Consider the following 12,434-nt stretch of genomic DNA (forward strand, 5'->3'; position numbering starts at 1 on the left):
AATTTGAGGATAATACATAATTATATATGGGTCTGCTATGATCAAAGCCATACTTATCGATGATGAAAAACACTGCCGGGAAACGCTTTCTATCCAGTTAGAAAGATATTGTCCACAGGTGAAATTACTAGCCGAATGCAGTACAGCTTCACAAGGCTTACAAGCCATTGCAGATTACCAGCCGGATGTTGTGTTTTTAGATATAGAGATGCCGGTAATGAATGGCTTTGAAATGCTTGGAAGATTATCAGATATTACTTTTGAAGTGATATTCACCACCGGTTATGATTCTTATGCCATCAAAGCTATCCGGTTTAGCGCCTTGGATTACCTGCTCAAACCCATCGATAAAGATGAGCTTATGAAAGCAGTAGGTAAAATCAGTCAGAGGCGGCACAACCCTCTTGCCCAGCAACTAGACATTCTGATGCAAAAGCTGAATCATAAACCAGTGGTTTTACAGAAAATTGCTCTGCCTACCCTGGAAGGCTATGAATTAGTGCCTGTCGTACACATTATTCAATGTGAATCCGATGGTAACTATACCCTTGTCTATCTGAAAAACGGAAAGAAGTTTTTGATATCACGTACACTGAAAGAGATTGAGGAACTACTGGAAGGGCAAGGCTTCCTACGCATCCACCATTCTCACCTGATTAACCTTAATGAGATCATCCGTTATGTGAGAGGGGAAGGGGGCTATGTCGTGATGAGCGATAATACGAGCGTGAATGTGTCAAGAAGCCGGAAAGATATCCTACTCAAGTTGCTTGCCAGGTAAGCTATGGCCTACTCATATGTTAAACCAAACTATACGCTCAATCCTTCTTGGTGCTCATTGAACAGATATATGGCTATAGGGAAAGCAGGTATGTTTAACTTTTCGTCACTTCCTCTTATTACTTGCCCTTTTCTTTTATCTCCCTACTCTACTAAAATTAAATGCGATGGATGGTGTCTATCGTGAATTATCTACTTGTTATAAGAAGAACAAGCGCAATCCCTCCATTTTGAAAACACCACTATAGAAAACAAATTTCTAACTAAAATATTGATATATTTCAACTACTCAGTCAAATAAACAAAATATACAGCCAGATACGCTGATTACTCATTCCCCATGGAAATTACAGCAAATAAGGAGTAGGTTTATTTCAATTCTTCACGATCTTAGTTTTAATATTTTATGGCTGTGAAAATAGGACACCTTTTCCCATTCATCTAATACTGTATAGGCCAGGAAGTTAAATATGCTTTCAAATTGTAGGTAACAACCTATCATACCTAATTCCTTTAAGCATTCGCTCAACTTTTTATACCAGGTAAATCTTATGTATACAATTGACAAACCATTGATTGAATACAATCAAATGAAGATCGAACAGCTTTTGCAACTATATGAATTTCTCGGTTTTATTTACCCAGAAAAAAGAAAACGTCTTGATCCTGTTATGACACTTATCAAAGAAAACTGGACGAAGGCCCTCCACGCTAACTATCCCTTATTTTGGGTAGGAACTATAGTTGAGAACGATAAAAATATTGTTTCAACAGCTACTTGTTGGCAATATTTAAATAAAGGTATGCTTGGCCAGCATCTGGCTTCTAATCATCCGGTAGGATCCAGGCTTATTTTCTTAAATATATTACAAAAAGTAATTGAAAATCAATTAATTAATACTATCGATTCTTATCAAATCTATTACCGGCCTCAAAATAAATACTCTGCCCGTATGTTTGAACCACTCTCCAGTAGGCTTGGCAGCGATTTATCCCAAATTATATTTTATACATATTGTGAAGTTCCCTTTATAAAAGAGTTCCTGGTAGAAGAAGTGGAGATTAGTGAGGTTGATGAGGCTAACCGGCAGCAATTTTTGGAGTTTGTACAGATGGAAAGAGGAGAAGCGTATATTAAAGCGCAAGAGTTAGATTCGGCAGATCTAACCCTGGAAAGGCTGAATAAAAAATTTACTATGCATGGATTGCAACGGAAGAGAAGCCTATTTATGGCTTGCTCTAAAAAGGATAGTAAAGTGAGAGGGGTTATAATTAGCAATCAGAGTTCACTGGGACTTAACTTTAGTTTTTTGGAAAACAGCAGCGAACTCATTTTAGATAAGTCATCGGAAAAATACCATCTAACAGTTGCCCGTTTATTATTGGGGAAAGCCTCCAGTTTATTTCCCCAGTTCCCGCTCAACTATCTTCCTGTATTAGTAGATCCGGTACATTGTCGGCTTATAGAAAAATTACAGGGTAAAGTAATCAGGGAGTATAATTTGTTTATTATTCTGCGTGGTGGCTATGAAAGCTGGTATGAACATGCAGATAATTTAACTCGTGCCATCTATCAACGATTTGTAGGCCAATCTTATGAGAGAAGTGTTACAAACTAAGGACATGTATTTTATGGATGATCCTCGGGAGGGAGACCGTCTATACAGAAAAGCCAATGCAAAGGTATTTGTTGCCAAATACCTGGAAAGCCATCTAGAAAATTTAACAAATGCCAGGATACTTGAAGCAGGTTGTGGTTCCGGAGCATTTTTGCAAGTCTTAGGCCAAACGTATGTAAATCATTCCTTTGTTGGCATTGATATCAGCGGAGAAAGAGTAAGGGAGGCAAATGCGAGAGTGATAGGGCAAACCCATGTAAAAGCCATGCAGGCAAGTATCTATCAGTTACCCTTCCCGGATAATTATTTCGATTTTATCTACTGCAGATTCTTGTATGAATACTTACAGCAACCCATCGAAGCTACCAAAGAATTATTCAGAGTTTGTAAGCCTGAAGGTAAATTATTAGTACAGGATTTAGATGGGCAATTCACCATGTATCCGGAAACGCCAGCTGCATTAAAGAAAGTCATACTGCTGTTAAAAAATGAAACCGGTTTTGATCCCGATGTAGGCAGGAAATTATTCACCTTTGGTAAATCTGCAAGCTTTAGTTGTGTACATGCAGAGATAGAAGCGTATCATAAGAAATTTGGCAGCTTTGATGAGGAAAACTATAGGCTGTGGGAGTTAAAAGTTGATATAGCTTTGGAGTATGTAAAGAAAGTATTGCCTGATGCCAAATGGACAGAGAATTTCAAAAACGAGTTCCTGGCCTCACTAAGGGATGAAAACACAGTCCTGTTTTCTAATTTATTTACGCTTACTTTTGAAAAAGCATATATGCATTCTTCATAGTTTAGGCTTGAGTTATCACGAACTGTTTAATCTTCTCTATAATTGTTGCAAGTAACCCGGCAGCAACAGGTATAACAAACCGATCTTTCAAATTTAGCCCGGGTGTATCTAGCAACATGTTGTTGTTGTGCTTCATTTCTTTTATCCATTACTTTCCAAAATGGGTGTAACTCAATAGTAGAAATTACCCACTTAAGCCCCAACAAGTCAGTATTAGGCTGGCTTGAATGGATTGCTTTATCCAACACTTTCCTTTTTATACCTTTTTATCTTCTTCACCAAAACCCATTGTTTATTATGAGAACAGATTCTATTTTTCCAATGCCCAAGAGAAATCTCGTGTTTGTGCTTATTCTTATAAGCTCTTTGTTAAGTTGTGATCAGTTAGAAGAGTGGCTGCCCAAAGACACTCCAAAACAGGAACCGGCCGATGTCGTGCATGACTGGTATAAATTGTTAGCGAAAGTTCAATTTGGGGCAAATCCCCAACCGGTTGTACTATTAAACAACAGAAATTTTGGCTATATAGGTGTAGGGGTGTATGAAGCAGTCCATCCTGGCATTAAAGGATCACTCAGTTTAGCTACCCAGCTCTATCAGATGCCAGCCATGCCCACACCGGAAAAGCACAAAGAATATCTATGGGGCGCCTCAGCTAACGCTGCACTGGCAAGTATGGCGAAGCTATTTTTAGCAGGCCTTACCGATGGGGATAAAGCCAGGATCGATTCGATGGAAAATGCTTATAATACTACATTCAAAGCAAATACCTCCAGTGAAGTGATAGCCCGTTCACAAGCCTTTGGCCGTTCCATCGCCGATGCCATTTACAACTGGTCTACTGCCGATAATTTTAACCTATCGGGTGCAGGCTATAAAATCCCTGTTTTGCCCGGTTCCTGGGAACCTACTCCGCCGGCTTTTGCTGCGCCGGTAGGCCCTTATTTGAAGAATTCCAGGCCATTTTTGGTATCTTCTCTGACCTTAAATGTACGTTCAATACCTTATGCATTTTCAGAGGACAAGGAATCCAACTTCTATAAATCCAACAAGCATGTATATGACATTGGTAAATCACTCACCGATGAGCAAAAAGCCATTGCTAACTGGTGGGCAGATGCCGGTGGAGCAGGAGTAGGTATTCCGGCACCCTATCATTTTCTGTCTATTATAACAAGCATATTGGAAAGCAAAAAACTAAACCTGGGAGAGGCCGCAGAGATGTATGCCCGAACCGGCATTGCGCTCAAGGATGGTCCTATTGTTACCTTCAAAGGCAAATATCAATACAACTTAATCAGGCCAGTTACCTACATCAATAAGCACATTGATCCCAACTGGAAATCGTATCTTCCTACGCCTCCTTACCCGGAATATCCTTCCGGACTTGTAAGCATTTTTGGTCCAGTGATGCAGGTATTAAAAAGAGAATATGGAGACATACCTGTAACCGACAATGCCTATTCATGGAGGGGAGATGCGCCTAGAGAGTATGCCTCTATTACCAAAATGGTGGAAGAGGCGGCCAAATCAAGGGTGTATGCGGGCATTCACTACCAGTTTACCCAGGACATTTCTATTGGGTTAGGAAATCAACTCGGTGATAATATTTCTAAGATCAATTTAAATACGCCCTGATAGTTATTAATTGGTAGTATTACAAATATACTAAGGTAGGATATCCTAGGCACTTGCTGCTGAGATATCCCACCTTATATTTATTCTTTTTTTATAAAAGGACGAAGCTATTTGATACTTTCCTTTTTAATAAATTTTCTCTCCTAATCTTCATCAATCTATTCTATGTTATGAGAAGACCTCCCATTTTTCCACTGCCAAATACAAATAGAGATCTTGTGTTGATGCTTTTGGTTTTTAGTATTTTAGAATGCATCATGGTTGCTACGGCTTTAGCCCAAACAAAACAGGGCAGATATAATGTAATTCACAGGACTAATAAAAATAAAAGCAATGCTGGCTTACAAGTGATGGTAAATCAAATGGAAAGTTCACTTAAATTCAGGGTACAATTTGAGCAGTATGGTAGAAAAACTGTAAAAGTGCTCATTGGGGAAGAGAAAGGTGATTTTTTTTCGTTCATTCTTTTTCTCTTGAAAGATATGTGGGCAGATTTGATCTATCAGGTGTAAAAGACGGTACCTATCATTTTACTGTTAGTACTGACAACGAAATATACAAACAATCTTTTCACATACAGACCATTTCTATGCGTATAGTTACTAAAGCTGAAGACTACCCACCTTTGGTGCAGAGAACCAAATAACCTTTCTGACAACCTGCTAATAATATTTGCCCAAAAAAGTAACAATCTGCAACTTAGTTGATTTAATTTGAAGGTAGCCTTAGGAAGTAGTGGTCTTTCCTCGAAAATTAGACTATAGGTTAAGGGCTTTATGATAATGAGTTTGTAGGTTATTGAAAACCTATAATTAATTTTTAGAACATATGTCCAGGTTAAAAATCATGCCCCTTTGCTGAACTACTGTATTAATCTTATTTAAGGATAAATCCCACTAATTTTTTCTTCTATACAAGTGTCCAAAAACAGAGTGGGTTTCACCCGTTAAAGTGGAAGGTTAGAAAAGAGTAGATTTACTAACCAAACCATTAACAATATGTCTACTAAAAAAACCTATACGAGTGAATTTAAACAAGAAGCTGTAAGGTTAGTCCAACAGAGTAGGAATACAAGCGAAACTGCACGTAATTTGGGTGTCGCCTCTAGTGTATTGGGACGCTGGAAAAAAGAATTGGTGCAGGATGGAGAGAAAGGTTTTCCAGGCAAAGGACATACTAAAGATGAAGAATTGCATCAATTGCAACGAGAGAATCAACGATTAAAAGAAACGGTAGAAATCTTAAAAAAGGCAATGGGTATCGGATCTCAACCAGGGCTTGATCTGGGATCCGCACCAACCGCTCCTAGCAAGATACCAGTTTATTAAGCAGCATCAGGGGCAGTACAATTTAAATCGACTTTGCCAGGCATTAAACGTATCTGTCAGTGGCTACTAGCTCTACGAGCGCAATGTTCGTCTCTCGGCTCCATGGTGGCTGAAGCGCCCACAAAGCATCCGCCAACAGCAAAACGAGCAGATTGTAAAAGAGATAAAAGCCATTCATAAGGAGAGCCGGGAGACAGGACCCAGATGCACAGCCTCTGTCGCAGGTTCATGGAAGTCCGAGGATCTGCCATAATTTACGCAAGCAGGGTATTCGCTGCTCACAAAGCGTATAGTTACATTGATAAAAAATAATGGAATAGCCGCTAAAAGAAAGCGAAGGTATATTGTCACTACTGATTCTAATCATGATTTGCCTGTAGCAGACAATAAACTCAATCAGAACTTCATGGCTAGTAAAGTCGATGAAAAGTGGGTAACGGATATTACTTATATATGGACTAAAGAAGGTTGGCTATACTTGGCAGTGGTATTGGACTTATTTTCTCGCAAAGTAGTAGGTTGGGCCATGGATAATAATATGGAAAGAGGATTAGTGATAACTGCCTTAGCAATGGCTTTGCAAACAAGAAAACCATCAAAAGGACTACTTCATTATTCGGACTGGGGAAGCCAGTACACCAGCAACGATTATCAACAATTACTCAAGAACAATAAAATCTGCTGTTCCATGAGCCGGAAAGGAAATTGCTACTATAATGCAGTAATGGAAAGTTTTTTTGCCACACTTAAACAGGAATTGGTCTATCACCGGTTGTATCAGAATAGAAAAGAAGCCAGGCAGAATATTTTCGAATACATTGAGGTCTGGTATAATCGAAAAAGAATGCACTCTACTTTGGGCTATATGAGCCCATATGAGTTTGAAAATAAGCAAGCCTATTTCAATGGCTGCCTGATCTTTTCTAACCTTCCACTTTAACAGGTAAAACCCAGTGCAACACCCAGACCCCTTTCCTGAAACTCAAAAGAAAGACAGTGAACCTAAACCGTATAAGTTTTCCTCTCGGTTTTTGTACAAAAACAGGGGCCTGACATAGTTAAGTTAAGTCCAGCACAAGATTTCACCTACAGTTATTTCCTCTTGTGTATTTTTAGGGCCTTTACAGGTTAGAGGTGGCTCTTTTCTTTATAAGGGTAAGTTGTTCATTTAGTATATCCGCCATAATAAGATGCGACCAAAGGCTTGCATACCAATTGAAAGGCGTATTTATAATCAGATGACTACTTAGTGTCAACAATGAACTATGATCTGATAGTCTCTTGAGCCGATATGTATCCTCTACTATCGTTACATGTTTTCCTCCCAAAATAATATGTTCGTCCATAATAGAAGAAGGAATTTTTGAAGGATCAATCTGTAAATTCAATACCATTCGCTCCTCCAAAACAAATTCTGTGATCTGTTGCTGAAAGGTTAATCCATTTTCATAATAGGCGACTCGTTTCCCTCCTACAGCAGCTTTATCTAGAGTAGTACGTAAATGTTTAGGAAATCCTAGCAAACCTGACAGACTAGCCTTTTTTTCCTTTGCTTTAATTTCATTGATATTGATGAGTTCTTGCCAGACTTTTTTAGCAGAAACAGGAATAACTACTTCTTTTGTTATGATGATTTGCTTGCTTTGTAGTGCATATTCCCCTTCTAGGGCACCTATAATCAAAGGAAGTAGTAATACAATAGATGTCTTTAAAGAACCGAACTCATTTTTATCTGCCCCTTGTATGCTTTCAGCGGTGCCTGTCGAACGGTTTCTATAAGATTGGGCAATGACCCCTCCTATTCCTGCCAGTATAGAAGCCATCGGATAAATCATAATCCAGCAAATGGCCCCTTCAATTTGTAATACCATGGTAACGATTAGTAAGACTAATATAGTTAACCATGGCAGAAAAAAGGCAGCCGTGCCTGTAATAGTGTTCTTTCTAGAGATTAAAATGATTGTTAAAAACCCTAAAATCATAGGGGTTAGTATGAGTAGGCTTAGACTCATAATGGCCATCACATCACTAAGTAAACCATATACTATTCTTAGAGATAGTCCGTAAACGGCAGTTACTATAACGGCAAAGAGTGATTTCATAGAACTAAATCAGGTTAAACGTTTTTCATTCTTTTTCTAGCTGGAAACATTCACTAGTATAATATCTTTTTTACAATTATATCTGATTGGCAAGGTATCTCCTATTCCTTTGCTGATCAGATATAGGCAATCACCCACGCTTTTCTTAAGCATGTTCCACTTATAAAATAGCCTGCCGGGATATAGTCCTTTGCTTGTTTGCCATAATACCACCTGGCTCCCATGCAAGTGGCCTGCAAATACTACGTTATAATGGTCATAATAGCCCTCTAAATCAATCGGTTTATGCAAGCATAATATGTTTATATCCGCTCTTTTTGCTCTTTGAGGCTTGTTGCCATCAATGTGAATTATAGTGTTGTTTACCTGTAAAGAAAATGAATCTTCTTCAAGCCAATACGCATTGTTCTCTCTAATAACTTCTTTTGTTTTGGCTATTCCAAAAAAATAGTCATGATTTCCGGCTATAGCAAACACATTTCTTCTATGCGAGATGGCTTTCATAAACTTACACAAGTGATAAAAACCTGTAGAGCTATCGTAGTAGTCCCCTCCTAATAAAAGGATATCCGGATTTAATTCTTCTATCTTCTCTACTAACCTTTGCACCATATCCCCGCTATAGGCTGTAAAATGAAAATCCGAAATATACAACATACTAAATGCCTCCTCCACTTTACAGCGATAGTGCTCATGGCGCACTTCAATGCTTGATTTATAGCCTAGCTCTAACTTCATCTTGATACCAAAGTAGGACCGACAAGCATCCAATATGCCAGTTTAGTAATGGTTTTCTCCAATGGAAAAGACCAACTACCATAAAAAAACCAATTGGCATGATCGTAAATATCGCCTTGAATAAACCTATACGATAGGTTTGTTTAATGCTGATAAGCAGGGGATATTTCACCTTGTCAATCAGTAAAGGAAATAAAAATAAGAAATGCACTTCTACTATATAAAAAGCAATGATAGAGAATGGGAGCAGAAAAGGACTAACCCCGAACAAGAATATGGCTGACAGAAGTAAGGTGCCTGCACAAAGGATATACTTAAAAATGCCATAGGCAGTAAAATTAACAGAACTATCAAATGAGTGTCCTTTCTTTTTGTCAAGTTCATCTAAGCGGTCAAACATCCATTTAGCTCCCCACCAAAATACGCCCAAAGAATATCTATTTGCTACATAGTGTGGATTTTTATCAAGATAGCTTTTACTTCGTAAGAGTAGCTCTTTAAATTTCATTTGCCATATATAAAATCAGCCATAAATAAGATGAAACCAGGCAAGCCAGGCAATACCATTCCCAAATACGAGCATTCTGTGGTAGAGATTCTCCTTTTTTCCACATCTTTTCCGGTGAAAAACAAATTCATCATAGCAGATCAGGACAACCGTATAAATGAGCACCACTAAGATAGGAATTAAATAAGGGGAGGGATAATCACTCAACATGGCACCCCACATTAATGCAAACATGGGCAGACCACCTAGTCCAAGAGCTTGTGCTTCTGCATCTCTTTCTTTTTGGGACAGTTGCATCTTGAGTACATAGCGATGAAATCTCCAGTCGAGCACTCCTCCAAGGGTAGCGATAATGCCTGAAAAAAACAGTATCCATAGTTGCGGGGGCAAAATAAAGGAATGAGTGCCTAGTCTAAGTTTTGGATTATCATTAAAAAGGAAGAGTAACAATCCAAATAAGAGCGGAGGAATAAGCAAAAGCAGTAAAGAACGATACAATTTGAATGGGCTGGTTGTCTGCATGATTGATAGTTGCTTTTCAAATAATGGCTACACTCAATTGAAAGGTAGCGTGTATCCATGTAGAAAGAATTAAATTAAAACTCAATGTAAAAATTTTTTGATTCTTTGGTGAGTGATAACTTTTGTTTTGAAAAGTGTATATCGGTGCGTATGGTATTTAACAGTTGCGGATATAGGCCTTCCTGCTTAGGCTGCCAATCCATCTGTTTTCCATAATAACCCTCTTCCAAGCGTTTAAGTGAGGCTTTAGTTGACACAGCCTTACAAAGTTTTTCTACCTGCTGTTTAGAATATCCTTTCAAAGCTCTATAAAAAGCGATTTTATTGCCAGTCAAGTCACCTCCTTTAAAGGAAGAGTGCTGTGACCCCTCATTTAAACTAAATGGAAATGAAGCTTGCATTTTTTCAAAGCTTTCTGAAGTCTGCCTGAAAATAAGAAAGGCCATTTGTTCTCTTTCTTGAAGGGATACTGCTCTTGAGAACACATAGGTTCTAGAAATCTGGGCCACTAGTTTGGTTTTTCCTATAAAATCGATTTTCATGTTCTGCGCATACGTAATTTGTTTTGCGCCCACATCTACTGCCGAATCATGCACCAATTCTGCAATAAGCGTTTGTACGCCCCAAGGCAGGGCATGATCCCAACTGATCCATCCGCAATTACAACTATAGGCAAGATCACCCCTTCGAATGCTTGACGGTAAGTCAGTGGAATCTATAGATATTAAGAATGGAAGTAGAATTAGTAAAAAAATGACAGGAAACAAAACCAATAAAATCTGTTTGGATCTCATTCATATCAACTTACATAAAATAACAGAAAGATTCAAAATTTATATAAAAATCTGTGTTATTTCAAGTGTTTATCAGCTTTGTTTATAATAGTTAAATGAACTACCCCTTTCTTGAAACTGCTCTCTCACTCTGTGCCGTCCTAATAAAAATCGGTCATTTTTTAGGACGGCACATCGGCTATAAATGGACAAAAAATCTCCCTTTTCATAAACATCTCTGCTTATTGCGTATTCTGGGGATGCTGGCTCTCCCGAACTTTTGATGATTTGATCCAAAACAGACTTAAGCAGCCTGCTTTGTAGGTCTGTAAAACACCCGCTTTTTGAGCAGTTCTAGCTTAGCTCTTCCATAACCCTGACGTTTAATAAGTTTGAGCCGATTAATCTGTCCTTCTACCTGACCATTACTCCACTCCATAGATAATGCCGCATGAACCGCCTGGTAATCTCGTTGCAAGCCACTAGCGAACTGTTTGAGTTGAGCAATACCACTTTCTTTAGCCCTTGCTATCCAGGTATCTAACTCTTCTACTTGCTTATTTTTGACCATATCAATAAAGCTTTGTGCCATAGGGTAAGCCATCTTTGCGTGCCCGTGATGGATGAGTAAAAAAGCTAATAGCTTCTGCTTTCTCTCCGATAGTTTCTCTTTGTGTTTCATCATCAGCCACATGGCACTACGGGCAGATATTGGTGGGATGGCTTTTCTAATTATTTCTTGATCAATAGGTGCCTTAGGTATGGCCGGAAAATGAGCTACGGCTCCATACACACTGCCCACGGCACCTTTGTAGCCTTCTTTTTTCAACTCCTTCCATAGCCGGTAAGCGGTGGTATTGCCTGCTACCCATCTTTTGGCCAGGTACACTAACTGCTCATTAGTCAACAATCTGTGGGTGGAGCCTTGGCTATATCGCTTTTTAGGTACTTTCTCTAGCAGACTGTATCTGTTTACCGTTCTGCGGGACATCTGTAAATGCCTGGCAATTTTTCTCATCGACCAACCTTCGCTCAATAGCTCTTTTACCCTTTTATGGCGTATGTCAGATCTGCTCACCGGCTCTTCTTTCTGGACTACTACGGATCTCAGACCAAGCCCTGATTGGGATCCTGTGTCTTTTTTTACCTGTGCTACAGATTTTTTCTTCTCCTGCTTTTCTGGGTATGTTATTCCATTTAATACTAAACCAGGTGTGAGGGGCAGCAGACAATCAATATTCAATTAATTCTCCTCTTTTTCTATACAACAATTTGCTCCACTATTTATTCCAGAACCCAGATCATCAAAAGTTCGGGAGAGCCATTTTCACCAGAATATGCACTTGCATAAGACCATCCCTTTTTTACTGCATTTCATCACATTTAGTTTATCCTACTCTTAATATCTATTAATCTTGTTCAATAAAATAGAGATAAAAGTTTTATTGATTACATCATTTTAGGATAGTTGTCCAATCGATATATAGAGGATAATTGCACTTCATCCTATGAAAGAACCATTTATGTAGGTTGTTATACATAGTACCTTGCAATAATTTAGATTTATTTAAATATCAGTAAAATGATTTATATCAAGCTATAAACTTGAGAAACTCATAACGTAAGA

At 38.5% G+C, this 12,434-nt stretch carries 11 protein-coding genes and 1 pseudogene; 6 read left to right on the forward strand and 6 right to left on the reverse strand.

What is annotated here, in order from left to right; genetic code table 11:
* Positions 1-37 precede the first annotated feature (37 nt).
* From GXP67_RS05730 to GXP67_RS38515, 6 genes and pseudogenes are all read left to right on the forward strand, one after another.
* Entirely contained in the window at positions 38-781 is a 744-nt protein-coding gene (locus GXP67_RS05730; RefSeq protein WP_162442267.1) for a LytR/AlgR family response regulator transcription factor, read from the forward strand.
* 550 nt (positions 782-1,331) lie between these two features.
* Positions 1,332-2,399 carry a hypothetical protein gene (locus GXP67_RS05735; RefSeq protein WP_162442268.1) on the forward strand — a complete coding sequence of 356 codons (1,068 nt, stop codon included), beginning with the start codon at positions 1,332-1,334 and terminating at the stop codon, positions 2,397-2,399.
* On the forward strand, positions 2,377-3,198 hold the full coding sequence (locus GXP67_RS05740; RefSeq protein ID WP_162442269.1) for a class I SAM-dependent methyltransferase: 822 nt from the start codon (positions 2,377-2,379) through the stop codon (positions 3,196-3,198). The genes GXP67_RS05735 and GXP67_RS05740 overlap by 23 nt, the downstream gene beginning before the upstream one ends.
* A gap of 321 nt (positions 3,199-3,519) precedes the next feature.
* The gene (locus tag GXP67_RS05745) at positions 3,520-4,836 is read left to right on the forward strand and encodes a vanadium-dependent haloperoxidase (RefSeq protein WP_162442270.1); all 1,317 of its coding nucleotides are present in this window, start codon (positions 3,520-3,522) and stop codon (positions 4,834-4,836) included.
* Between the two features lie 257 nt (positions 4,837-5,093).
* The gene (locus tag GXP67_RS05750) at positions 5,094-5,348 is read left to right on the forward strand and encodes a hypothetical protein (protein WP_162442271.1); all 255 of its coding nucleotides are present in this window, start codon (positions 5,094-5,096) and stop codon (positions 5,346-5,348) included.
* A 486-nt stretch (positions 5,349-5,834) separates the two neighbouring features.
* Positions 5,835-7,104, forward strand: a pseudogene (locus GXP67_RS38515) (IS3 family transposase).
* A gap of 181 nt (positions 7,105-7,285) precedes the next feature.
* On the opposite strand, the gene GXP67_RS05765 reads toward GXP67_RS38515, so the two are convergent.
* The 6 genes from GXP67_RS05765 to GXP67_RS05790 all read right to left on the reverse strand — a co-directional run bounded on the left by GXP67_RS05765 (position 7,286) and on the right by GXP67_RS05790 (position 11,825).
* Positions 7,286-8,266, reverse strand: a complete 981-nt coding sequence (locus GXP67_RS05765) for a hypothetical protein (protein WP_162442274.1) — start codon at positions 8,264-8,266, stop codon at positions 7,286-7,288.
* 36 nt (positions 8,267-8,302) lie between these two features.
* Positions 8,303-9,004, reverse strand: a complete 702-nt coding sequence (locus GXP67_RS05770) for a metallophosphoesterase (RefSeq protein ID WP_162442275.1) — start codon at positions 9,002-9,004, stop codon at positions 8,303-8,305.
* Positions 8,982-9,512 (reverse strand): hypothetical protein, encoded by a 531-nt coding sequence (locus GXP67_RS05775; protein WP_162442276.1) that lies wholly within the window; start codon positions 9,510-9,512, stop codon positions 8,982-8,984. The genes GXP67_RS05770 and GXP67_RS05775 overlap by 23 nt, the downstream gene beginning before the upstream one ends.
* 15 nt (positions 9,513-9,527) lie before the next feature.
* Positions 9,528-10,034, reverse strand: coding sequence for a hypothetical protein (locus tag GXP67_RS05780; RefSeq protein WP_197901647.1), 507 nt, complete (start codon positions 10,032-10,034; stop codon positions 9,528-9,530).
* Between the two features lie 74 nt (positions 10,035-10,108).
* A complete protein-coding gene (locus GXP67_RS05785) occupies positions 10,109-10,828 on the reverse strand; it encodes a hypothetical protein (RefSeq protein ID WP_162442277.1) in 720 nt (239 codons plus the stop codon).
* 283 nt (positions 10,829-11,111) lie between these two features.
* Positions 11,112-11,825: a transposase gene (locus tag GXP67_RS05790; protein WP_449421288.1), complete on the reverse strand. Its 714-nt coding sequence runs from the start codon at positions 11,823-11,825 to the stop codon at positions 11,112-11,114.
* Positions 11,826-12,434: the final 609 nt, after the last annotated feature.

The organism is Rhodocytophaga rosea, assembly GCF_010119975.1.
Taxonomy (GTDB): domain Bacteria; phylum Bacteroidota; class Bacteroidia; order Cytophagales; family 172606-1; genus Rhodocytophaga; species Rhodocytophaga rosea.

Bases quoted from the DNA above. Each gene is read 5' to 3' on its own strand.
- GXP67_RS05775 (WP_162442276.1), bottom strand. From the start codon at position 9,512: ATGAAATTTAAAGAGCTACTCTTACGAAGTAAAAGCTATCTTGATAAA.
- GXP67_RS05735 (WP_162442268.1), top strand. From the start codon at position 1,332: ATGTATACAATTGACAAACCATTGATTGAATACAATCAAATGAAGATC.
- GXP67_RS05790 (WP_449421288.1), bottom strand. From the start codon at position 11,825: ATGAGAAAAATTGCCAGGCATTTACAGATGTCCCGCAGAACGGTAAAC.
- GXP67_RS05730 (WP_162442267.1), top strand. From the start codon at position 38: ATGATCAAAGCCATACTTATCGATGATGAAAAACACTGCCGGGAAACG.
- GXP67_RS05750 (WP_162442271.1), top strand. From the start codon at position 5,094: ATGGTTGCTACGGCTTTAGCCCAAACAAAACAGGGCAGATATAATGTA.
- GXP67_RS05740 (WP_162442269.1), top strand. From the start codon at position 2,377: ATGAGAGAAGTGTTACAAACTAAGGACATGTATTTTATGGATGATCCT.
- GXP67_RS05785 (WP_162442277.1), bottom strand. From the start codon at position 10,828: ATGAGATCCAAACAGATTTTATTGGTTTTGTTTCCTGTCATTTTTTTA.
- GXP67_RS05765 (WP_162442274.1), bottom strand. From the start codon at position 8,266: ATGAAATCACTCTTTGCCGTTATAGTAACTGCCGTTTACGGACTATCT.
- GXP67_RS05770 (WP_162442275.1), bottom strand. From the start codon at position 9,004: ATGAAGTTAGAGCTAGGCTATAAATCAAGCATTGAAGTGCGCCATGAG.
- GXP67_RS05780 (WP_197901647.1), bottom strand. From the start codon at position 10,034: ATGCAGACAACCAGCCCATTCAAATTGTATCGTTCTTTACTGCTTTTG.
- GXP67_RS05745 (WP_162442270.1), top strand. From the start codon at position 3,520: ATGCCCAAGAGAAATCTCGTGTTTGTGCTTATTCTTATAAGCTCTTTG.